Raw genomic sequence first — 23,066 nt, forward strand, 5'->3', positions numbered from 1 at the left:
GTTACTTATCATCCACTCTAAGTACGGCTAAAAATGCTTCTTGAGGTATTTCCACGTTACCAACCTGCTTCATACGCTTCTTACCTTTCTTCTGCTTGTCTAGCAGCTTTCTTTTACGCGACACATCACCACCATAGCACTTAGCAATAACGTTCTTACGCAGCGCTCTCACGTTAGTTCTAGCAATGATATTGGTACCAATTGAAGCCTGAATAGCAACATCAAACATCTGTCTTGGAATAATTTCTTTCATTCGCTCGGCAAGATCACGACCGCGTGCTTGAGCAAAATCAGCATGGACAATAACAGCCAACGCATCCACTCGATCACCGTTAATCAAAATATCAACACGCACCAGCTTAGCCGCTGAGAAATGACTTAATTCGTAATCAAATGAGGCGTAACCGCGACTCACTGACTTCAGCCGGTCAAAAAAGTCTAAAACAACTTCACTCAAAGGCATCTCATAGCTCAAATTAACCTGAGTACCCATATATTGCATATTCGTTTGCACACCACGCTTTTCAATACAAAGCGTAATAACATTACCAAGGTAATCCTGAGGTACCAGAATATTCGCCTTAATAATTGGCTCACGAATTTCAGAAATTTTGTTAATTGGTGGCATCTGTGATGGGTTATGCATTCGAATGACTTCACCATCCGTCTGCTCAACCTCATAAATCACCGTAGGCGCAGTTGTGATCAAATCTAGGTCATACTCACGCTCAAGACGCTCTTGAACAATCTCCATGTGGAGCATGCCTAAGAAACCACAACGGAAACCAAAACCAAGCGCTTGAGATGTCTCAGGCTCATAACTTAACGATGCATCATTCAAGTTAAGTTTACTCAGTGCATCACGAAGCCCTTCGTAGTCATCAGAGCTGACAGGGAAAATACCGGCAAATACGCGAGGCTGTACTTCTTGGAAGCCTTCTAATGCCGTTTGCGCAGGATTACTTGCATCAGTAAAAGTGTCACCCACTTTAGCGGCATCAATTTCTTTAATGCCAGCAATGATGAAACCTACTTCTCCTGCCTCTAAGTAATCACGGTCTTTCATTTTTGGCGTAAAAATACCAACACGGTCAACCTGAAAATCCATACTAGTATGCATCGCGCGAATTTTTTGCTTCTTCGCAACACGTCCCTGCATAACACGTACTAACGAAACAACACCTAGGTAGTTATCAAACCAAGAATCGATAATTAGCGCTTTCAGTGGTGCATCTACCTCACCTTGTGGTGGAGGAATACGTTTAACCAATTCCTCCAATATATCTTCGATACCGATACCCGTTTTTGCACTACAATGCACAGCATCTAGCGCATCAATACCAATGATATCTTCAATTTCTTGACAAACTCTATCAGGGTCAGCAGCCGGCAAATCTATTTTATTAAGTACTGGCACAACTTCTAAATCAAGATTGATTGCCGTGTAACAGTTTGCAACACTCTGCGCCTCAACACCTTGAGAGGCATCAACAACCAACAAAGCACCTTCACACGCAGAAAGAGAACGCGATACTTCATAAGAGAAGTCAACGTGCCCCGGTGTATCGATGAAGTTTAGACGGTAAGTCTCACCATTTCTTGCCTTATAATCTAGTGAGACACTCTGCGCTTTGATTGTGATACCACGCTCACGCTCAAGATCCATAGAATCAAGTACTTGAGCTGACATCTCACGCTCTGACAAACCTTCACAGTGCTGAATGAAGCGATCTGAAAGTGTTGATTTACCATGATCAATGTGAGCAATGATCGAGAAATTTCGGATATTTTGATTAGCTTGGGCCATTGGCAAACGATAGTCTTAGTTGTTCTTCGTCAAAAAAATGATAAAAAATCACTTCACCCTTGTACCGTACAACAGGTACGTCCACATCATAGATGCGTTTTAGCTCAGGATCTTTATCAATGTCCACCCAGTTTAAATGATATTTAAACTCAGATTGGTGCTGATGTAGATGTGCGCCCATCTCCTCACAGAGGTGACAGCCTTGGCGATAATACACTATCAGCTCATTTTCGTATGCCACTATTTTTCGGAGCGCTCTTCAGGTTTGTACACTAAGAAGCGTGCAGCACCATCACGAATCACCAAAATAGCGACCGGCTTATCAGTATTTACTAACTTACTTAATTTGAGCAAGCCCTGCACATCCTCAACAAGCTGACCATCGAAACGCGTAATAATATCACCACGTTCAACCTCTGCAGACATCGCCGCGTCACTAAGAACACGCTGGACTAAAACTCCGCCTTCATCAATACCAACAGACTCGCGAATATCATCATCAATATTTTCTACTGCTAGGCCTACTACGATATCTGAGGTTTGTTCTTCTTTTTCTTCAACCTCTTCTTCTTGCTCTTTAAGATCTTGCTGCCTTAGCTCGCCCAACCTCAGACTAACCAATAAGTTAGAACCATTGCGCTTCACTAAAACATCAACATCTTTATCAATGGATGCAGAGCCAACATGAAAAGGCAGTGTTGCTGAGCTATCAACAGACTTCCCAGCAAACTCCAAAATCACATCACCTGGTTTTAAAACCCCATCAGCAGGCCCACCGGGCATTACTTGAGCAACTAAGGCCCCTACTGGATGATCTAGACCAAAGGTTGTCGCCAATTGTCGTGTCACTTCTTGAATATAAACACCTAACCAACCACGGCGAACCTCACCCGTCTCTTTAAGCTGATCAATTACATTCTTAGCCACATCAACTGGGATCGAAAATGACAACCCCATAAAACCACCTGTGCGACTATAAATTTGAGAATTAATACCGACTACTTCACCCTTAAGGTTAAATAGTGGACCACCAGAATTACCCGGATTTATTGCAACATCAGTTTGAATAAAGGGAATATAACTTTCAGCGGGTAAATTACGTTCTTTAGCAGACACGATACCTGCAGTTACACTATGATCAAACCCGAACGGTGAGCCAATCGCAATTACCCACTCGCCAACCTCCAAATCCTCAGAGCTCCCGAAAGTCACAACAGGTAAATCTTTCGCATCAATTTTTAACAGCGCCAAATCACTTCGCTTATCCGTTCCAATTACTGAAGCAGAGAGCTCACGGCGATCATTTAGATTCACCATAATTTCATCAGCGCCATCAACAACATGATGATTAGTAATAATGTAGCCATCAGCAGAAACTATAAAACCTGAACCTAGTGAATCATTACCGCTATCGTCTTCTTCCTCACCATACTCAAAGAAGCGCTTTAAAAACTCATCTAATGCTTCATTACCAGTACCACCCTCAGGTATTTCAATTCCGGGAGGAAGTTTCGATCGATTAGGTAGACGACGCTCAGTGCTAATATTTACAACGGATGCACTTTGCTGCTTGACCAGAGTAGTAAAGTCAGGAAAATCATTAGCTGCTGCTAATGAAGAAAGAAAGAGTAATAAGGTAGTAAGAAATGAAGCCCACATACGCATTAGAATAAATCTCCAAGGAAGTATCTGCGACTAGGCCATATAAATTATTATTTTATAGCGCTTGGCGCGAGTAAAGTGGCGCTATTATAACCTAAGTAAATTTACATCCTGAGTAAATTCAATGACTTTTTCGTTAGTTTTGCCCAGCATAACAGGCTCTAACTTACCGCAAACAGATGCATTAGCAGCCGTTTTATTCGCAGCAACTAAGCCAAAAAACAAACCAAAAAAACCAAGTAAAATACTGGCCACTTCGCTAAAGAAGACTTGACCGATTAGTGCAAAAACAATCAAACAAAGTATGGGTAACAGATAAGCGATTATAGTTCCCCAAAGCAAGTTCACAGAGTGAATACCTACAATGACGTTATCACCCGCAGAAACGTTGTCTAAATTATCAATACGTATAGTGCGTTGAGCTTTTCGTTCGAGAATACTACTTAGAAAGGATGTTGAGCATGATGACGCAGAAGTACAGCCGGAGCATTTTGATGATTCGAGCGGAGCGATCCACGCGTATTGTGCATTGCTACTAACCACAACAGCTTTTTCTTCAATCATCATGCCCCCTATGCGTAAATTATTAATACCTTAAGGATTCTCTTGGTACTTTAGATTGGAAAGAATGCTCTGCATGGTTGCACGAGGTACTTCACCAACTAATGTTATTCTGTGATTATTCTTCTGCGAGGTCAATACATTCAATGCGCCAGAGCTTAATGAACTGATAGGTTTCGGCTTAGCGGTAGTAATTGGCGAAATAAATACTGAAATCGAACTCAAACCATCCGTTAAAACAAAGTGCTCTGTATTGAGCCCCTTCTGTGTCTCAGCCTGCTGTGAAGCAATATGCTGACCAAAGTGAAAACCTTTAGGCAACTCTGAAATAGACCATTTGCCCGAAGGTAGGGTATCAGGGATCCATGTCTGTGGTGGTGACATTGTACTTGCAGAATCAACAGCATTACCCGCTTCAGCGACAGAAATAGTAACTTCTGTGAACGTAAATCGCTCAACCGTCTGGTGCTTATTATCTATTAAAGAATAAGCGAGCGGCAAGCCGGTCAACTTATCTATGCAATATTTTTGCAAGTAACGCATCTTATCTTTTGGTCGCGCAACCACTATTTGACAGTCACGCTTTGCGACTTTCTTCATCGCACCAACATCTAACGAATACACATTTCGCATTTGCTCGATAGAGTCTGGCACCATCGCAAGACTAAAGCCTTGGCTTTGAGATGAAACCGAATCTTTCCCGTCATTTAAACTAGAAATTGTTTCGTTTTCAACACCATTAATGACTTCATGATCTACACGCAAAGTATTTATACCATTACCTTTGATATGAACCAGCGTTCCACTGTAATTCATTCGGTGTAATGCATTATTCATTTTTATTAGAAGATCTGACCCTGAGTCCGCAGCCACAACCGGCGAAACAAGAAAAGCAGACACTAGCATTACGGCAATCCGACAATTCATACTTAAAAGTCCGTTGAATAACTAACAGCTCTAACGCGCGGCATCAAAGTACTGGTACTAGCATATTGCAAGTGATGCGCAACATACTGATTCATTAACCCACGAGTCTCAGCATCAGGTGTCGCATAGCTAATACTTTCAGCTAAACGCTTCGGCTCAACCGCCATAGAAGCACTCATTACTGCAACCTTAGCAGTACTCGCTCGCTCTACAGATGATGTTGCCTTAGCCATCGTCACATCAGATGAAATAGGCGCTAGGTAGCTTTGCAAACTAACAGCAGCGATAGCAGCAACTGATGCTGCAACAGCATAACCCACTACTTGACGAGGAAAAAAATGCTTCTTATCGATAACTTCAGCTGCCTTAACCTGAGGCTCTTCAGTGTCAGTAATTACAACACACTCATCTTCAGCGATTGCATCTTGAATACCCGAAAGAAAAGACGGACCAGCCACCAATGGCTGCGCCTGATTTCTCATTGACTCACCGATTAACGCAAAGTCCGATAGTTTTTCTTGCATCAAATCATCAGTACCCAACTGATCACTCAATCGTTGTTGCTCAAAAGAACCTGACTCGCCATCTAGAAACGCTGACAAATATTCTTCTTTAGTGATATGACTCATAAAATCAACCCATTATGCCCAATAGACTAAAACCTTATAACAAAGGCTTTAGCTCCTTTTCTATTGCTTCTCGTGCCCGGAAAATTCGCGAACGAACAGTCCCAATCGGACACTCCATCACTTCTGCAATTTCTTCATAACTCATCGCCTCTAGCTCCCGTAGACTAATAGCTACTCGTAAATCTTCCGGAAGCGCACTTATCGCATCCATCACAGTGACGTGTATTTCATCTTTTAATAATTCGTTTTCTGGTGTTGCCACTTCGCGTAACGCATCCGCGCTACCATATTGCTCCGCTTCTTGCGCATCAATATCGCTATCTGGCATACGACGATTCTTAGATACCAAGTAATTTTTGGCTGTATTAATCGCTATACGGTAAAGCCATGTATAGAAAGCACTGTCACCACGAAAATTCCCAAGACCTCGATAAGCCTTGATAAACGCTTCTTGCGCTACATCCATCGACATGTGAGGGTCGCGAACGTAGCGGTTCACCAAATTGATGACCTTTTGCTGGTACTTAAGAACCAATATATCAAACGCCGACTTGTCGCCTGCCTGCACACGTTTGACCAGTTCTAGATCGGTTTGGTTCACGCCCATTAGGGCTGTACTCCTTAGTTATATAAACCATCCATTTGGACTGCATGGATAGTAACATTATTGCCACGTGAAGTATAAACCATCCCAACTACCCTTAAGAGAGCTGAATCAGGCGATAGTTCAACTGTTTTGCAAATGACTGACAAATGGCCACCAACTAAGCGAGTTAAACTGCCTTTACTTCGGAGGCGAGAACATACTACAGATACACACTGAATTGAACTAGTGCTAATTGACAAGCGCTACTTCGCCAAGAAAATGTAATGCCATTATGTTTTAAAGAAAGTTCCACTATAATGAATTGCAACATTGGAGCGCTCACTTAACTAAGAAGGTAAATCAGCTATGCAACATGATGTTCTAATAATAGGTAGTGGTGCGGCTGGCCTTAGCTTAGCAGTCAGCCTTCCCGATACAATGAGTGTCGCTGTCCTAAGTAAAGATGAGCTTCAAGAAGGCAGTACTTATTACGCACAAGGAGGGATTTCAGCGGTCATAGACGAATCAGACACCATAGAGTCACACATCTCTGACACACTAATTGCTGGTGCTGGACTTTGCGACAAAGAAGCCGTCGAACACGTAGTAAGCAATGGTGGCGAAGCGATACAGTGGCTACTTGATAAAGGCGTCCCGTTCACGCGCAATAGTGACGCACCAAACTCAGACAAAGCTAGTGACCTTCACCTTACTCGTGAAGGTGGACACTCAAATAGACGAGTCGCTCATGCCGATGACGCCAGTGGTAAAGCAATAGAAACAACCCTACTCGCTCAAGTCAAAGCCAAGACAAACATTACATTATTTGAACACCACATCGCCATTGACCTAATCACAACTCGACGCCTTGGTATGACAAGGGAAAACCGTTGTTTAGGTACTTATGTACTCAACCGTAAAAAGAAAAATGTCTCAACTTTTTCTGCAAAGTACACAATACTAGCCACTGGCGGTGCCAGCAAAGTTTATCTTTATACCAGCAACCCAGACGGCGCTAGCGGTGATGGCATAGCGATGGGCTGGCGAGCTGGTTGCCGAGTCGCGAATATGGAATTCATGCAATTTCATCCGACCTGTCTTTACCACCCTCATGCAAAGTCCAACCTGATTACTGAAGCGGTTCGTGGCGAAGGTGGAAGACTACTCCTTCCTGATGGCACCCGCTTTATGCAAAACTATGACCCACGAGGCGAACTAGCTCCGCGTGATATCGTCGCCCGTACCATTGATCACGAGATGAAACGCCTCGGTATTGACTCTGTTTTCTTGGATATCAGTCATAAACCAAAAGACTTTATTCTCAAACATTTTCCTAATGTCTTCGAAACTTGCTACAGCTTTGGTTATGACATGAGTAAGCAACCTGTCCCTGTCGTTCCAGCAGCACACTACACTTGTGGCGGAATCATGGTAGATAGCAACGGACATACCGACGTTAACAATTTGTATGCCATTGGCGAAACTAGCTTCACTGGTTTACACGGTGCAAACCGACTGGCTAGCAACTCCCTACTAGAATGCATTGTTTATGGCAAAGCGTGCGCTGAAGACATTGAAAAGAACTTCGACACACCTTTCCCAGAAGTAGACATTCCAAGCTGGGACGCTAGTCGAGTCACAGACTCTGACGAACGTGTTGTCATCAACCATAACTGGGATGAGGTTCGACGCTTCATGTGGGACTATGTAGGTATAGTGCGCACCTCTAAACGCCTTGCCAGAGCGCGTAACCGTATTGAGTTATTGCTTAAAGAAATTGATGAGTACTACGTCAACTTTAACATCACCGCAGATTTAATCGAATTGCGTAATCTTGCAGAAGTCGCCCGACTCATCATTCGTTCAGCACAGGAACGTAAAGAAAGCCGTGGATTACATTACACCCTCGACTTTCCCGACACCAATCCAGAACTTGATCAAGTAAACAGCATTCTTGACCCAATCAGGCGCCCTCACTAATTTAGCAACGCGGTTAAAACATAAGATACTTTGTCAGGGGTGTGGTATTCGTCATATACTATGCCCCTATTTTTACCTGTTATCCAATACACGGAACCCCGCATGAATCTTTCTAGCCTTACCGCCCTTTCTCCGGTTGATGGACGCTATGAGCGTCACACTCAGGGCCTTCGCCCTTATTTCAGCGAATACGGTTTAATCCGGCACAGAGTGTTAGTTGAAGTGCGTTGGTTGCAAGCACTTGCGGCTCACGAGCTAATTAAAGAAGTACCTGCTTTTTCAGCAGAAGCAACGACTGTACTAAACAACATCGTTGATAACTTCAATGAAGAAAACGCTGCACGTGTTAAAGAAATCGAAAGAACGACGAACCATGACGTTAAAGCCGTTGAGTACTTCTTAAAAGAAGCGATTGCGGATAATACTGAGATTAATGCGGTCAGTGAATTCATTCACTTTGCGTGCACCTCAGAAGACATCAACAACCTATCTTATGGCCTGATGCTAAAAGGTGGACGTGATGATATTCTAGTACCAAAATTAGAAGAGCTTGAAACGGCTATTACCGGCCTTGCACACAACCACGCAAGTGATCCACTTTTAAGTAGAACACATGGCCAACCCGCTTCACCAAGTACTATTGGTAAAGAAATGGCAAACGTTGTGGCTCGCCTTCGCCGCCAAATCGAACAAGTTAAATCAACGGTCATCCTTGGTAAAATCAATGGTGCTGTTGGTAATTACAACGCTCACATTTGCGCTTACCCAGAAGTTGACTGGCAAGCATTCGCTCAAAACTTTGTTGAGTCTCTAGGTTTAACTTGGAACCCGTATACAACTCAAATCGAACCTCACGACTATATTGCTGAGTTATTTGACGCGCAGTGTCGTTACAACACCATCATGATCGACTTCTGCCGTGACGTTTGGAGCTATATCTCATTCGGCCACTTTAAGCAGAAAGTTATCGCGGGTGAAGTTGGATCATCAACAATGCCTCACAAAGTTAACCCAATTGACTTTGAAAATGCCGAAGGTAACTTAGGCATCGCTAATGCACTGATGACACACCTCTCTCAAAAGCTTCCTGTATCTCGACTACAGCGCGACCTAACAGATTCAACTGTTTTACGTGCGCTTGGTCTAGGCATGGGTCACGGCATGATTGCTTACAACTCAGCACTGAAAGGTATTAGCAAGTTAGAGCTAAACCAAGAAAGTATTGCCAATGAGCTAGATGGTAACTGGGAAGTTCTAGGTGAAGCCGTTCAGACGGTAATGCGTCGCCACGGTATCGAAAAGCCGTACGAGAAGCTAAAAGCACTGACACGTGGTCGTCGTATAAACGCAGCTGACATGGCTGAGTTCATTGACACACTTGAGCTACCAGAAGAAGTGAAGCAACAGCTTCACACATTAACACCTGCAAATTACATCGGTAATGCAGTTGATCAAGCTAAAAGTATTTAAAGGTAGTTATGTCTAAAGGCGTGTTTGGTTCAGTTTCTATTGAGAGCTTCTTACAAGAGCATTGGCAACAAAAACCACTATGTATTCGTGGTGCATTTGATACACCAGAGCTTGGCTTTGATGCAGGAGAACTTGCGGGAATAGCCCTTGATACTGAAGCACCGGCACGCCTTTTGATTGAGCACGGTGAAAAACCGTGGCAACTTAAACAGGGCCCTTTCAAAGAGTCTGACTTTACAAGCCTTCCAAAAACTAATTGGACCTTGTTAGTTAATGACATCGAAACGTATCTTCCTGAATTGCAGGAATATCTACAAGCATTTCGCTTCATTCCAGACTGGCGCATTGATGATCTTATGATCAGCTTTGCAAGCGACAAAGGCTCTGTTGGTGCTCACGTTGATGATTATGACGTTTTCTTGATTCAACTTGAAGGCAAGCGACATTGGTCAATCGATGATTCACCTTACTTTGATGAAACAGCACTGGAAGGACCGGAGCTTAAGATACTCAAAAATTTCAAACCGACTCAGGACTGGACACTCGAACCGGGCGACATGTTATATCTACCGCCGAATCTGCCACATCATGGCGTAGCAGATGGTGAATGCATGACACTTTCAATTGGCTTTAGAGCACCCGCTAGTGGTGAACTCGTTCAGGCATGGCTTGATGATATTGGTGAAACGCCAGCATTCAAAAAACGTTTTAGTGATGCTAGAAGAAAGCCTCAGAAAAGCCCTGGTGAAATTAAACAAGGCGACTTAGCAGCCTTGCGTAAAATACTACTAGATGGCATTGAGAACTCAACGGGTGACTTAGATACATGGCTTGGAAAGTACCTAACTGAGGGTAAGCGACCTGACCCTAAACTCGTTGAATCAATGGAAGATCAGCTCGTAGAAGAGCTACTTGCTGAGCATGACTATCAACGCTTCCCTGGCATGAGACTAGCCTACACCTTAACTGATGACTCATTACAGCTATTCGTCGGAGGAACCGAGTATTCACTAGACTCAAACAAGCTTGAAGCGATACAGTATCTTTGCAACGAGCTAGAATATAAAGCCGATGCACTAGCCTCAGTTTGTCGCGATAGCGATATTCGGGAGCTAATTAATACACTAATAAAAAATAATAACATAGTATTAATGGAGCCATCCCCATGCACCCCCTATCAAGAGCAATTATCTTAGCGGCAGGTTTACTTGCCAGCTCTCAATCCGCATTAGCTAATAACCATTTTGGCCAACTTTTAGCTAATGCTGCAGATGAGCGTACTAAACACGTGGTTACCTATAACGGCCGCTATGAGCCTATAGGTTTCCCTTGGGGAGATGTCCCTGACAATATCGGCGTGTGTAGTGACGTCGTTATACGGGCCTATAGAAAGCTAGATATCGACTTACAACACCTTGTAAATCACGACATGTCGATTAACTTCCATGCCTACCCTAGCTTCACTCAATGGCGCCTTCGAAAACCTGACTCCAACATTGACCACCGTCGCGTGCTCAACTTACAGGTATTCTTCGCTCGCGCAGGACAAAGCCTTCCAATTAGCTATAACCCAAGAAATTACCGACCAGGTGATTTAGTAACGTGGAACATCCGCCCAGGCCTGCCTCATATTGGTATTGTCTCAGATAAACTTTCAACCGACGGCATCACACCGCTCATTATTCACAACATAAGTAATGGACCAGAGTACAGTAATACACTGTTTGATATGGATATAACTGGCCACTTCAGATACCAACCAGCCCAATAGCACCGTAAAATAAGACACATACGAATAATTATAAAACCATTCATTCAGCTTATATTCAGAATAAAAATTCAATAATTGATCCAAACATCAAATGTGGCGTAGGGCGCGCCCATTTGGCTTTAGGGAAACTTAAGAACCAATAATTAAGAAGTCGTTTCCTGTGTGCTTATATGAGTGGACTTATATAAACACCGCACGAGCATTGTAATGAAATCTCAAAATAGTATATTGCTATAAAAATATACATTTCGATGTATTTTATTTAAATGGAAATGATTTGAGCAACCTTATGAACCAAGGAGCGCTCAGTAGTACTAATACATTGGGGAAAGGACATGGCTAATATAACTCATGCCATATTAAAACTGAAAATAAGCGCTGCATCTGCACTGGTGACACTATCAGGCACTGCTCTAGCAGGATCAGGTATTATCTATGATAAATTGGATAGAGCTGAAATCGGTAGAGAGGTTAGCTCTTTACAAGTCGTGAACTTTGTTAAAACAAAATATGCAAACAAAGGGCGCGGCGTTGGCTTCCACAAATCCCCAAAAGAAGGTTTTCCTGATTGCTACATTGTTAGATTGATGACGCACGAAGGTATTATCACAATTTTAAAAATAAACTGTCAGTAGTTACTCAGAAGTAAGATTTTACAATTTTTATACATAGACCTAGTATTCATACGGCATAGTATCTATATTAGACTTCTGAGTAAAAATACGACTAAAAATTAATAATTTAACAACATCAGGGGTGATTATGAGAGCGCTAATAGTCGAAGACAACACCGAAATTCGTGAAGATCTCACCCGAATTCTTAAGAAAGCAGGCTTCGTAGTTGATGCTGCAGCAGATGGCTCACAAGGCCTATATTACGCCCTAGAATATCCAATCGATATTGCCATTATTGACTTAGGCTTGCCCGAAGTGAGCGGCATGGATATAATCAAGAACATTCGCACAAAGAACCTTGATTACCCCGTGCTTATTCTTACAGCAAGAAATCGCTGGCAAGACCGAGTAGAAGGACTTGAAGCAGGCGCAGATGACTACCTAGATAAACCTTGCCATCATGAAGAACTCCTAGCGCGACTAAGAGCACTTCTGAGACGTACTGGGCGTTGGGCACAAACCGAATTTGATTGCGGCCCTATTCGCTTAAACACTTCAGAGCAACGCGTTTATTTAAACGACGAAGAAGTTTCATTAACGGCGTACGAATATAAAGTTCTACAGCACTTAATGCTACATGCAGGCGAAGTGATTTCTAAGACTGATCTTACTGAAAGCATGTACGATGACGACTCTGATCGTGACAGTAACGTAATTGAAGTATTCATTCGTCGACTTAGAATGAAACTCGATAAAGACAACACTTTGGGACCTATTGAAACATTGCGTGGCAGAGGCTACCGTTTCACACTCCCAAGGAATAACCAATAATGTAGGGATACATGCAAGATAACGGAATTATGTCAGCTGGGCAGAAAAACAAGACGGTCCTATCAAATCTGATTAATTCTTTACGATGGCGCCAAATGGCATCATCGTTAGTTATTATTGCTACAGGTGTTGCTGTAAGTGGGCTTGTTTATTACTTTTTCAAAAGCCACTCATCACTAAGTAATCAAGGCGCCAGAATGAACTCTGACGCCTCTATGATTCTTGATTCTATTGAGCGCGATGGCAGCCTAGATCTTTTTGTTTTAGGCGAACACGTTAAAGAATCCGACTTTAGAAATCGCTTAAAAGACCTTGGATTTACCGACCCGTTTAACGACATCAAAGAAAAAGAGTATTATGCTTATATTCAAGACATAAAGACTCAAAGCATTTCATGGTCTAGCAAACACCCCAATGAAAGACCTATTAATGATATATCACCGTATAATTCATTGGCAAAACGGGACTTTTCTACGTTTAAATTCCCACAACAAATACCTACCGACGAACACACCGTCGTAATAACAAAACCAATTGAATCCAAGGGTCGTAACCCGCGAAACAAAAAATTCACCGATAAAGACACTGAGTACATTGTCTACTCTCAAGATTTTGGCTACGACCAGGACCAACGCTTTAGAATCGTGATCGCAAAATCTGCTGAAGGCTATAAAAAAGTTAAAAACGAATTAGCAAAAGGTATCGGCGGGCTTGTGCTAATGACCACCCTCTTTGTACTAATCGCTCAATTTGTTGGTAGCTACATCGTACTTGCCCCAATTAGACGCATTGAAAAAGAAATAAAACTTATCGAGTCTGGTAACAAGCAACGCATAGAACACAGCTACCCAAGCGAATTGACTCCGATCAAGAGTGCAGTCAATACACTTATAAATTCAGAAAAAGGCCAAAAGAAGCGATACCGAGATGCACTTGATAACCTCGCACATGCACTAAAAACACCTTTAGCAGCACTACAAGGTGCATCCATTCGCGCAAGTGAGGATGGGAAAGAAAACCAACAAGCCCATATAGACGAGCAGATTCAACGAATGAGCGCACTAGTTGATTACCACCTTCGTCGTGCCGTCGTCAGCGATCACAATGCGATTATAAAACTCGAAAAGCTACGCCCTATTGTATTCCGACTGCGTGAGTCATTGATCAAGGTACATTATGACAAGCTATTTGATATGGATATTGATATCGACGAGTTTGCAGAGTGCCGCGTCGAGTACGATGACATAATGGAAGTGTTTGGCAACTTGCTGAATAACGCCTGCCGATTCTGCGAATCAAAAATAACAGTCACATCAACACTCGATGTAAACTTTTTAATTGTTGATATTGACGATGATGGAATGGGCTTCCCAGACAACAACCCTTCACAACTATTAAAAAGAGGCATGCGTGCTGATAGCAAGACTGAAGGTCAAGGTATTGGCTTAGCGGTTAGTGCGGAAATAGTGCAGAACGCTGGCGGAAAGATCACCCTACTAATGTCACCATTCGTTGGCGCACGCGTAAGACTACATCTACCTGTATAAGGTATAGACTAAAAAATTAATAAGGTAGTTAATTCTGCGAATGCAGTAAAGATGGTGTCCCTACGGGGATTCGAACCCCGATTACCGCCGTGAAAGGGCGATGTCCTAACCGTTAGACGATAGGGACCACATATAGACTTTCTAATTATTAAGATGGTGTCCCTACGGGGATTCGAACCCCGATTACCGCCGTGAAAGGGCGATGTCCTAACCGTTAGACGATAGGGACCTTAATAACTTTAAACTTACAATGATATGGTGTCCCTACGGGGATTCGAACCCCGATTACCGCCGTGAAAGGGCGATGTCCTAACCGTTAGACGATAGGGACAATAAATATCATTTTACTACTGGCGTCCCCACGGGGACTCGAACCCCGGTTACCACCGTGAAAGGGTGGTGTCCTAGGCCACTAGACGATGGGGACATCGTAAAGTGCTTTCTAACAAGAGAAGTTGTGGTGTCCCTACGGGGATTCGAACCCCGATTACCGCCGTGAAAGGGCGATGTCCTAACCGTTAGACGATAGGGACAATTTTACAACTTACAACGAATCGTTGAATCTTTCTCTTTTACTATCTGGCGAAGTAATTAATGTTGCTGTTAACCCAGCAAAACCGATAATAAAACCTATCGGTATAATCATTAAAAATACCTTTGCCAATTCATCATAGTCTTTAAACATTAACGTGAAACCAGCAATTAAACCGATAACGGTAATGATCAAGCCTAAAATAAACAAAAATCGACCTACTTTAGCGGCCATCTTAACACCTCAATAACGTGCTAAACAGTAGCGTTGGTGGAGCTAAGCGGGATCGAACCGCTGACCTCTGCAATGCCATTGCAGCGCTCTCCCAGCTGAGCTATAGCCCCCAACTGCCGAAGAAGCGCGAATTCTGAGGGATCAGCGTAAATCTGTCAAGCCGATTAGCTAAAAAAGTTATGATTTATTCTGTTGACGGAAATCAACAGGATACCAAGCAACTATTTTACAAAAAACACACGGTGCCCCACCTTTAATCTGAAAGCACAGGAAAGATAAAGGGGAGTAGTTATACTTGAGCTGCATAATAATAAAAACGGGTCAGAAGACTTAGTTAACAATGGTTTGATACGGGGAGCACGATTTACGTCGCGCTTATTCATACAGTCCCGAGCTGTATACCCATTGTTGCTCTAGGTACAAGTCCCCCTTGCTCTGGTAAATAAAAATGATAAACATATCAAAGCCGCTAGGTAAGGCAGGTCTTTTCTGCCTGTCCTGCTTGCTACTTTTACCGTCATCCCCATCAATGGCGAAGTCTTACAATGCTCTCTCCCCTCTTGGCATTAACACTAATGAAGTTGTCGAATTTGATTCGAGCGCTCCATTCGTAAATATATTCCGTAACAGCCTTCCTTTTGAAGAAGCTAGACCATGGCTTACAAAGGGCGATGTTCGTTACGACAAGAATGGCTGGCCAACACGCCTTAATGGCGGTCAGGCAGGGTCTAGATTCATTAATCATCTTCCAGTAGGTACAATTCCTGATGGAAATTACACTGTACTCTATGAAGGTCAGGGTAAGCTTAGGTACGCTAATGACGCTAAGTTAGTTTCTGCATCCCCCAATCGCGATGTTATCTCGATCAAAGCAGGCGCTGACAAGGAGCTTCAAGCAACCTTATTTATTACTGAAACGAATGAACGCAACCCGATCAAGAACATTCGCATACTTATGCCAGGTGGTATTTGTAGCAATAACCCGCTTAAACGCGTGTTCAGCAAAACGTCGTGTCGTGGTAGTCAGTTTTTATCGTTCGAGAAGCATTATTCGAGAATAATTTTCAATCCTGACTATTTGAATTACATGAAGGACTTCAAAGTTATTCGATTCATGAATATGTCTGGAATTACACGTAACCCTATTACTAGCTGGAATCAGCGACCGACAATGGAGAAGTCCACTTGGGGTGGTAAAGAAGGTACGCGAGGCGCCCCAATTGAAGTAATGGTTGAGCTAGCCAACCAAAGCAATGCTGATGCTTGGTTTACCCTGCCACATGCAGCTGACGATTATTATATGCGTCAGTTTGCCAAGTATGTGCGACAAAACCTAAAACCAAACCTAAAGGCATACATCGAATATACCAATGAGGCTTGGAACCCTATTTTCACACAAGCTCAATATGTGAAACAAATGGGTCTAAAGATGAATTTGGATATCGACGTAGACAAAGCCGGTTACCGCTACTTTTCAATGCGCTCGGTTCAAATGTTCAAGATTTTTGAACAAGAGTTTGGTGGAACGCAACGCTTAGTTCGAGTAATGGGAAGCTGGACAGGCTATACCAAGTTAACAAAGATGTTACTTAGCTACCGGGATGCCTATAAGCATACCGATGCACTTGCTATCGCTCCTTATTTTTACGGAACAAAAGCTGCGAGTAAAAAACTGCGGTCTGCTAATGACGTTTTCAAAATGATCTATGACAAAAAGCAACCATACTCTATTCCAAACCTTGGACGGTTGGTTGCATCTCATGCTGCCGTTGCTAAAAACTACGGTGTTAGCTTAGTTGCCTATGAAGGCGGCCAGCATTTAGTAGATCATAAAAATAAAGATATTCGTAAACCACCCACTAATTACTATATTCAGGCAAATCGCGACTGGAGAATGGCGAAGGCCTATGGTGATTTTTTCAAAGCATGGAAAGACGCTGGTGGCCAACTACTCGTTAACTTTTCTGCGCCTCGTACTTCTCAACGTTGGGGAAGCTGGGGAACAAAAGAGTACATTACACAACCAGATAGAAAAGCACCAAAGCACCGCGCAATTCTTGGCTATATAAAGAATAACCGCTGCTGGTGGAAAAATTGCTCTAGTGCTCAGATCGCTCGCTTACAAAAACCAGCGCGCAACCCTGATCCGAAAATTTTTTCTATCGTACCTGACAACAAAAATACTAACAGAGCAGCAGTACTTGCTCAAAGAGCTAGACAGAAGGCTACAGTACAAGCTAAGGCTAAAGTTGTAAGAAAGCCTGTGCTAGCAGCTAAGCCAAAGCTTGTTGTTATCATACCTACCTCTGTTGCAAAAAGAGCACCTGTTGTTCAACAAAAAAGACAGCAAGCTCGAGTAACAGCCCCTAGGAAAGCCGTGCCTCCTAAAAGAGTAATTGCACCTGCGCGAAAGCCGGTTGCACAGGCTAAACCTCGTCCACAGATTGCTTGGGCACCTCAGGTACAGTCTCGTGCTGTTATAAATAAGCATGATGGTGTTATCAAACAACGACGCGGCCAAGGTTGGAACAAGGCGCACGCTAATCAATTAAAGAATATCGTGGGTGGCAATATTAACGGCGGCCAAGATTTGGCGGCTAACTGGCAAACTAGCTGGGATAGAAACCACCTTCACATCCGAGTAGATACTATTGACGACCGATTCGTTCGTGACTCAAGTGCTCCTTGGAGTGATGACTCGATAGAAATATTTGTTGATGCTGATGGCTCTCGTAATAGTAGCTATGACGGACAAAATGATTTTCACTTCATTTTCCGCTGGCGTGACGACAAGGTGAACTTGAGTCAAAGCTCTCCTAGACGTCCTAACATTGGCATATTGCAAACGATGAACCGCACAAGCAATGGCTACACTTTGGAGGCATCTATTCCATGGGCTACCTTGGGCGTTATTCCTCAGCAAGGTTCAATCATCGGACTAGAAGTTCAGGTGAATGATGATGACACTGGTAGTGACCGAGATGGCAAGCTGGCTTGGTTCTCTCGTAATGACAGTGCCTGGAAAAACCCTCAAAACTTTGGTCGCATGCTACTAGGCAACTAAATCTGATTAACAGCGGCACTCTGTTTTCTACGGAGTGCCGCTTGTTTCTTGATATCTCTAGCAACCACCCTGATAATGTAAATCACTGCTAATCTCAGGTATAACCGTTGCGTACTTTATTCAAATTAATACTCACCTTATTTGTAATCGCCGCAATAGTTTTAGGTGCTTACTACGCTTATACCCGTATATTAAAACCTAACCGTATCCCCCACACTCCGCCCTCACCTGCCGAGAAAGCCCAACTAATACAGCAAAAACAACACGCTCGATATTTACTGGGAAGCAATACCAATGAAATCAGAGAAGACAACGCGAGCATTCCGTTCTTAGACCTTTTCAAGTCATCCATTCCATTTCCTGACACCCACCCGTGGCTAAGTAGCAAAGATGTTATTTATGACGCTCATGGCTGGCCGACAGACCTGAAAGGGGGTGTAGCAGGAACTAAGTTTTTAAACCGACTTCCTGAAGGCACAGTCGCAAACGGTCAGTACACAGTGCTCTACGATGGTGAAGGTGAACTCCAGTATGGTAACGATGCTAAGTTAGTCAAAACTAGCAATGGGAAACATATTATTAGCATTCAAGCTGGAAAAGATAAGATCCTGAATGCATCTGTAATCATCCGAAAAACTAATCTAGCAAACCCACTGAGGAATATACGGATACTACCCTCAGGTGGTATTTGCCAAGGTAACCCTTATCAACACGTGAACAACGCGAGTAAGTGTCAAACGCCTTACTTAGCCTTTGAAAATAACTATCAGGCTATTTTATTTAATCCTGACTACCTTAATTTCATGAAAGACTTTCGCCTTATCCGCTTTATGAATATGGCAGGAATGACGCGTAACCCTATTAACCAATGGGAAGATAGAAATCGTCCCGAAAAGTCTACTTGGGCAGGTAAAGAAGGAACACGAGGCACTCCTGTAGAGGTGATGGTTTCACTTGCTAATCAACTCAAGGCTGATGCGTGGTTTTCTATGCCGTATCAAGCTAGCAACGACTACATTAAACAGTTCGCAGAATATACCGCCAAGCACTTAAACCCTTCACTCAAAGTTTATATCGAATACAGCAATGAGGTATGGAACAATATTTTTATCCATCGTAGATATACGATTAACCAAGGCATCGCTCAGAAGCTTGATCAGCACCCTGAAACCGCCGGTATTAAGTTTTATGCCAAACGCAGCACAGAGACCTTCAAACTCTGGGAAAACGCCTTTAACAGCAAAGAAAGGCTAGTAAGGGTTCTTTCAGGATGGTCTGCCAACCATCGTTTAACGAGTCAACTTCTGTCTTACAACGGCACACACAAACACGTTGATGTCTTTGCAGTCGCACCGTATTTTTATGCAAGCTTGGAGTCCATGCGTGAAGCGAAGAATGTGGATGACATTTTTGAAGAAATCACGGATAACAGCTCTCGTTATGGCTTGCCTGCAATCATAAAGCAGATAAAAAAGCAGGTCGCTATTACTGAAGAGTTTGGCGTTGAACTTGTTGCTTATGAGGGCGGACAACATTTAGTTGACTGGGAAACGAGAACTGCAGAGCAACACCCTAATCCACTGTTATATGCTGCGAACCGTGATAAACGCATGGGCGCTGCTTACAGTGAATACTTAACTGCTTGGAATAAGGCGGGCGGAAAAAGCTTCGTTCACTTTAGCGCACCCCGTATTTACAGCTGGTACGGAAGCTGGGGAGCAAAAGAGTTCGTCACTCAGAAAAGAAGTAAAGCACCAAAATATGATGCATTACTTCGATATATCGATAAATAAAAAGACTATTTAAAGACTCTTCATCAATGCATCTAATACAGGTGCTGTATCTGGTTTTTTTGATCGCCAGATATTAAACGAGACTGCTGCCTGCTCAACCAACATGCCTAAGCCACCACTGACAGAACCTGCTCCATTTTCAGAGCACCAGCGCTCAAACACGGTTGGCTCAGCACCATACATCATGTCATATGCATGGCAATTTTCTGCTAAAACAGATTTAGGAATAGGTGGTAAATCACCCGTAATGCTAGAAGCTGTTCCGTTTACAATAACGTCAAAAGCACCCTGCTCGCTTAAATCATCATACCCACCACCAGAAATATCGCCATACTGTGCAAACAGCTGTGCCAAATCTTCAGCCTTTGAAGCTGTCCTGTTAACGATATGAACATGCGAAGGCTTTTGGTCTAAAAACGGACGAATAACACCCCGTACTGCACCACCCGCGCCAAGTAGCAAGATGCGCTTACCTTCAAGGCTTGTCTGCTGGTTTTCGGTTAGGTCATAAACCAAACCGGGACCGTCAGTATTATCACCATGAATACTACCGTCAGCGTTAAACGTTAACGTATTCACTGCACCTGAAAGCTTGGCATATTCGGATAACTGATCCGCCATATTCCATGCTTCTTGCTTAAATGGCATCGTGACATTCAGCCCTTTCCCCCCATCACGGATAAATTGCTTTACCGTGCTTTCAAAACCATCAATTGGCGACTCGAGTAAAGAGTACTCAAGCGCTTCACCACACTGTTTGGCAAACTCAGTATGTATCCAAGGGGATTTACTGTGTTGTATTGGATGCCCTATAACAGCATATTGATCAGTCATATTTTTTCCTCTTTTAACCAACGCGCCACATCCATTGAGAAGTAGCTAAGAATACCATCAGCACCTGCACGCTTCATGCTTAACAACGCTTCCATGACACAGGCTTTTTCATCTATCCAACCATTTTGTGATGCCGCTTTTAACATCGCGTATTCACCACTCACTTGATAGACATACGTTGGCGCTTTAAATTCATCTTTAACCCGACGAACAATATCTAAGTACGGCATACCAGGCTTTACCATAATCATATCCGCACCCTCTTCTAGATCTAAAGCCACTTCATAGAGCGCCTCATCTGAGTTTGCAGGATCCATTTGATAGCTATACTTATTGCCACCACCGATATTGCCTGAAGAGCCCACCGCGTCTCTGAACGGGCCATAAAAGCTCGACGCATATTTAGCGGCATAAGCAAGAATGCGAGTATTGGTAAAACCATTATTTTCTAGTGCTTCACGAACACTTCCGATACGCCCATCCATCATGTCTGACGGAGCAACAACATCCGCTCCCGCTTCCGCATGTGACAAAGCCTGCTTAACTAAAGCATCGACAGTTTCGTCGTTTAGGATATAGCCGCTTTTATCCATAAGACCATCTTGGCCATGAGAGGTATAGGGATCTAAGGCAACATCAGTAATAATGCCTAACTCAGGTAATGCTTGCTTTAGTGCTGAGACGCAACGCTGTACCAAGCCATTTGGATTGTAAGCTTCGGCTGCATCATCTGATTTTCCGTCGGCCTCTACTACTGGGAAAATAGCCAAAGCGGGAATGCCTAACGCATAAGCCTCTGTCGCCTGCTCAATCAGTAGATCGATACTTAGACGCTCCACGCCTGGCATAGAAGGAATCGCTTGACGCTGATTTTCACCCTCTAGAACAAATACGGGTAAAATTAAGTCATTTGTAGTAACAACATTCTCACGCATTAAACGACGTGAAAAGTCATCTTTGCGCATACGACGCATGCGCGAGAATGGAAAGCTTCCTGTAACAATTGACATAATAATCACCTATTCGAACATCAAAAAGAGCTTGAATTAGGCCACAGCATTAGCGTTATGTCACCACGAAACTGAAAGGGATTTAACTATTCGCTGAAACTCTCTTACTTGGGTAAGCAGAAGCAGCTTTGTCATACAGAGACTTGTACTTATCTCCCATCGCATCAAAAGAAAAGTGCTGCTCAACATAACTTCGCGCACCGTGCCCTAGCTCTTCACGTAGCGCCGCAGATAGAATAAGTTTCTCAGTAAAAGCTGCAAGTTCTTCTTCATTATCACCCACAAAGCCACACTGTTCGTGCTGCACCACTTCATCATTACCAGGGATATTACTTACCACTGCTGGAATACCCGCTGCTTGAGCCTCTAGTAATGCAAGAGATAAGCCCTCGTACAAAGACGTTTGTAAAAAGATGTCTAACGTCGCAACAGCTTTTAGTGCGCTATCACGATCAAGAAAACCGGTAATTGAAACACCTGATTCTGTTAAAACCTTTTCATACTCCTCGTCACCAGCACCTACCCAAACAAACTCAACGTTATCGTGCTTAGACAAAATCTTTTTAGCTATTGCTGCAAACACCCATGGTGCTTTTTGATTTGATATACGTCCGAGTACACCAATTTTGATTTTTTCAGACTTCTGCGTGTAATCTTTCTCAACGACCTGAGCGAGATCAATACCATTGCTAATACACTCTAGACGGTCAGTATTACCCTTAGTAATTTCTTTGAGAATGATATCGTATTCACGCTTTGAACAGGCAATGATCGTCCCACCCATCCAATAAGACACAAGCTCTAATGATTTATAAATCATTCGCTTAACAGGCTGCTCTATCAACGGGTAATGAATCGCGTGGGATGTATAAAGCGTCCGCTTATTTTGCCCCAATAAGAAACCAGCAACACGCGCCAGAACACCACTTTTTGATGAATGACCATGAATAGCATCAGGCTTGATGCGGCGTAGCTCACGTGTAATTTTGTACAGTGCTTTAATATCAGTAATAGGGTTAATAGCACGACCCATTTGTATATGAATCAATTTAACTTTTGGGTCAAATAACTCACGCCAGTTTTCAGGCGTCTCATCTCTCAATGAATGAAGAATCGTCACATCATAGCCATTTTGAGCAAGGTTATTAGCCATATCGATAACCCAAATAAACACACCATGAGACATTGGCTCTATTACATGTACGATTTTCAT

The 23,066-nt window shown here is 43.1% G+C and carries 20 protein-coding genes and 6 tRNA genes; 9 read left to right on the forward strand and 17 right to left on the reverse strand.

Annotation, left to right across the window (positions count from 1 at the left end; genetic code table 11):
* Position 1: 1 nt before the first annotated feature.
* From lepA to rpoE, 7 genes are all read right to left on the reverse strand, one after another.
* A complete protein-coding gene (gene lepA / locus DKT75_RS02010; RefSeq protein WP_109821767.1) occupies positions 2-1,807 on the reverse strand; it encodes a translation elongation factor 4 in 1,806 nt (601 codons plus the stop codon).
* Positions 1,794-2,048: a glutaredoxin family protein gene (locus tag DKT75_RS02015; protein WP_146201305.1), complete on the reverse strand. Its 255-nt coding sequence runs from the start codon at positions 2,046-2,048 to the stop codon at positions 1,794-1,796. The genes lepA and DKT75_RS02015 overlap by 14 nt, the downstream gene beginning before the upstream one ends.
* Positions 2,048-3,472 (reverse strand): Do family serine endopeptidase, encoded by a 1,425-nt coding sequence (locus tag DKT75_RS02020; protein ID WP_109821769.1) that lies wholly within the window; start codon positions 3,470-3,472, stop codon positions 2,048-2,050. The genes DKT75_RS02015 and DKT75_RS02020 overlap by 1 nt, the downstream gene beginning before the upstream one ends.
* A gap of 84 nt (positions 3,473-3,556) precedes the next feature.
* Positions 3,557-4,033: a SoxR reducing system RseC family protein gene (locus DKT75_RS02025; protein WP_158278777.1), complete on the reverse strand. Its 477-nt coding sequence runs from the start codon at positions 4,031-4,033 to the stop codon at positions 3,557-3,559.
* A 30-nt stretch (positions 4,034-4,063) separates the two neighbouring features.
* On the reverse strand, positions 4,064-4,957 hold the full coding sequence (locus DKT75_RS02030) for a MucB/RseB C-terminal domain-containing protein (RefSeq protein ID WP_109821771.1): 894 nt from the start codon (positions 4,955-4,957) through the stop codon (positions 4,064-4,066).
* Between the two features lie 2 nt (positions 4,958-4,959).
* Positions 4,960-5,586 carry a sigma-E factor negative regulatory protein gene (locus tag DKT75_RS02035; protein ID WP_109821772.1) on the reverse strand — a complete coding sequence of 209 codons (627 nt, stop codon included), beginning with the start codon at positions 5,584-5,586 and terminating at the stop codon, positions 4,960-4,962.
* A gap of 34 nt (positions 5,587-5,620) precedes the next feature.
* Complete coding sequence (gene rpoE, locus DKT75_RS02040) at positions 5,621-6,193, reverse strand: RNA polymerase sigma factor RpoE (RefSeq protein ID WP_109821773.1); 573 nt, start codon at positions 6,191-6,193, stop codon at positions 5,621-5,623.
* 345 nt (positions 6,194-6,538) lie between these two features.
* On the opposite strand from rpoE, the gene nadB reads away from it, so the two are divergent.
* The 7 genes from nadB to DKT75_RS02075 all read left to right on the forward strand — a co-directional run bounded on the left by nadB (position 6,539) and on the right by DKT75_RS02075 (position 14,386).
* Positions 6,539-8,152, forward strand: coding sequence for an L-aspartate oxidase (gene nadB, locus DKT75_RS02045; RefSeq protein ID WP_109821774.1), 1,614 nt, complete (start codon positions 6,539-6,541; stop codon positions 8,150-8,152).
* Positions 8,153-8,254: 102 nt separating this feature from the next.
* On the forward strand, positions 8,255-9,622 hold the full coding sequence (gene purB, locus DKT75_RS02050) for an adenylosuccinate lyase (protein WP_109821775.1): 1,368 nt from the start codon (positions 8,255-8,257) through the stop codon (positions 9,620-9,622).
* An 8-nt stretch (positions 9,623-9,630) separates the two neighbouring features.
* A complete protein-coding gene (locus tag DKT75_RS02055) occupies positions 9,631-10,818 on the forward strand; it encodes a cupin domain-containing protein (RefSeq protein WP_109821776.1) in 1,188 nt (395 codons plus the stop codon).
* Positions 10,788-11,393 carry a DUF1287 domain-containing protein gene (locus DKT75_RS02060; protein WP_109821777.1) on the forward strand — a complete coding sequence of 202 codons (606 nt, stop codon included), beginning with the start codon at positions 10,788-10,790 and terminating at the stop codon, positions 11,391-11,393. The genes DKT75_RS02055 and DKT75_RS02060 overlap by 31 nt, the downstream gene beginning before the upstream one ends.
* 335 nt (positions 11,394-11,728) lie before the next feature.
* The gene (locus DKT75_RS02065) at positions 11,729-12,028 is read left to right on the forward strand and encodes a hypothetical protein (RefSeq protein WP_109821778.1); all 300 of its coding nucleotides are present in this window, start codon (positions 11,729-11,731) and stop codon (positions 12,026-12,028) included.
* Between the two features lie 127 nt (positions 12,029-12,155).
* Positions 12,156-12,839, forward strand: coding sequence for a response regulator transcription factor (locus DKT75_RS02070; RefSeq protein WP_109821779.1), 684 nt, complete (start codon positions 12,156-12,158; stop codon positions 12,837-12,839).
* A gap of 95 nt (positions 12,840-12,934) precedes the next feature.
* The gene (locus DKT75_RS02075) at positions 12,935-14,386 is read left to right on the forward strand and encodes an ATP-binding protein (RefSeq protein WP_158278778.1); all 1,452 of its coding nucleotides are present in this window, start codon (positions 12,935-12,937) and stop codon (positions 14,384-14,386) included.
* A gap of 52 nt (positions 14,387-14,438) precedes the next feature.
* Here the strand turns inward: DKT75_RS02075 and DKT75_RS02080 are convergent.
* The 7 genes from DKT75_RS02080 to DKT75_RS02110 form a co-directional block, all read right to left on the reverse strand.
* A tRNA-Glu gene (locus DKT75_RS02080) sits at positions 14,439-14,513 on the reverse strand.
* 27 nt (positions 14,514-14,540) lie between these two features.
* Positions 14,541-14,615, reverse strand: a tRNA-Glu gene (locus DKT75_RS02085).
* Between the two features lie 27 nt (positions 14,616-14,642).
* Positions 14,643-14,717 (reverse strand) — tRNA-Glu (locus DKT75_RS02090).
* 20 nt (positions 14,718-14,737) lie between these two features.
* Positions 14,738-14,813 (reverse strand) — tRNA-Glu (locus DKT75_RS02095).
* A 31-nt stretch (positions 14,814-14,844) separates the two neighbouring features.
* Positions 14,845-14,919 (reverse strand) — tRNA-Glu (locus DKT75_RS02100).
* An 11-nt stretch (positions 14,920-14,930) separates the two neighbouring features.
* Entirely contained in the window at positions 14,931-15,152 is a 222-nt protein-coding gene (locus DKT75_RS02105; RefSeq protein ID WP_109821781.1) for a hypothetical protein, read from the reverse strand.
* A gap of 34 nt (positions 15,153-15,186) precedes the next feature.
* A tRNA-Ala gene (locus tag DKT75_RS02110) sits at positions 15,187-15,262 on the reverse strand.
* Positions 15,263-15,600: 338 nt separating this feature from the next.
* On the opposite strand from DKT75_RS02110, the gene DKT75_RS21785 reads away from it, so the two are divergent.
* Positions 15,601-18,216 carry a sugar-binding protein gene (locus DKT75_RS21785; protein WP_158278779.1) on the forward strand — a complete coding sequence of 872 codons (2,616 nt, stop codon included), beginning with the start codon at positions 15,601-15,603 and terminating at the stop codon, positions 18,214-18,216.
* Positions 18,217-18,323: 107 nt separating this feature from the next.
* Entirely contained in the window at positions 18,324-20,009 is a 1,686-nt protein-coding gene (locus tag DKT75_RS02120) for a hypothetical protein (RefSeq protein ID WP_109821782.1), read from the forward strand.
* A 9-nt stretch (positions 20,010-20,018) separates the two neighbouring features.
* Here the strand turns inward: DKT75_RS02120 and aroE are convergent, their stop codons facing one another.
* From aroE to DKT75_RS02135, 3 genes are all read right to left on the reverse strand, one after another.
* A complete protein-coding gene (gene aroE / locus DKT75_RS02125; protein WP_109821783.1) occupies positions 20,019-20,843 on the reverse strand; it encodes a shikimate dehydrogenase in 825 nt (274 codons plus the stop codon).
* Positions 20,840-21,853: a porphobilinogen synthase gene (hemB, locus tag DKT75_RS02130; RefSeq protein ID WP_109821784.1), complete on the reverse strand. Its 1,014-nt coding sequence runs from the start codon at positions 21,851-21,853 to the stop codon at positions 20,840-20,842. The genes aroE and hemB overlap by 4 nt, the downstream gene beginning before the upstream one ends.
* Positions 21,854-21,935: 82 nt before the next feature.
* Complete coding sequence (locus DKT75_RS02135) at positions 21,936-23,066, reverse strand: glycosyltransferase (protein WP_109821785.1); 1,131 nt, start codon at positions 23,064-23,066, stop codon at positions 21,936-21,938.

This window comes from Leucothrix arctica (assembly GCF_003172895.1).
Lineage (GTDB): Bacteria > Pseudomonadota > Gammaproteobacteria > Thiotrichales > Thiotrichaceae > Leucothrix > Leucothrix arctica.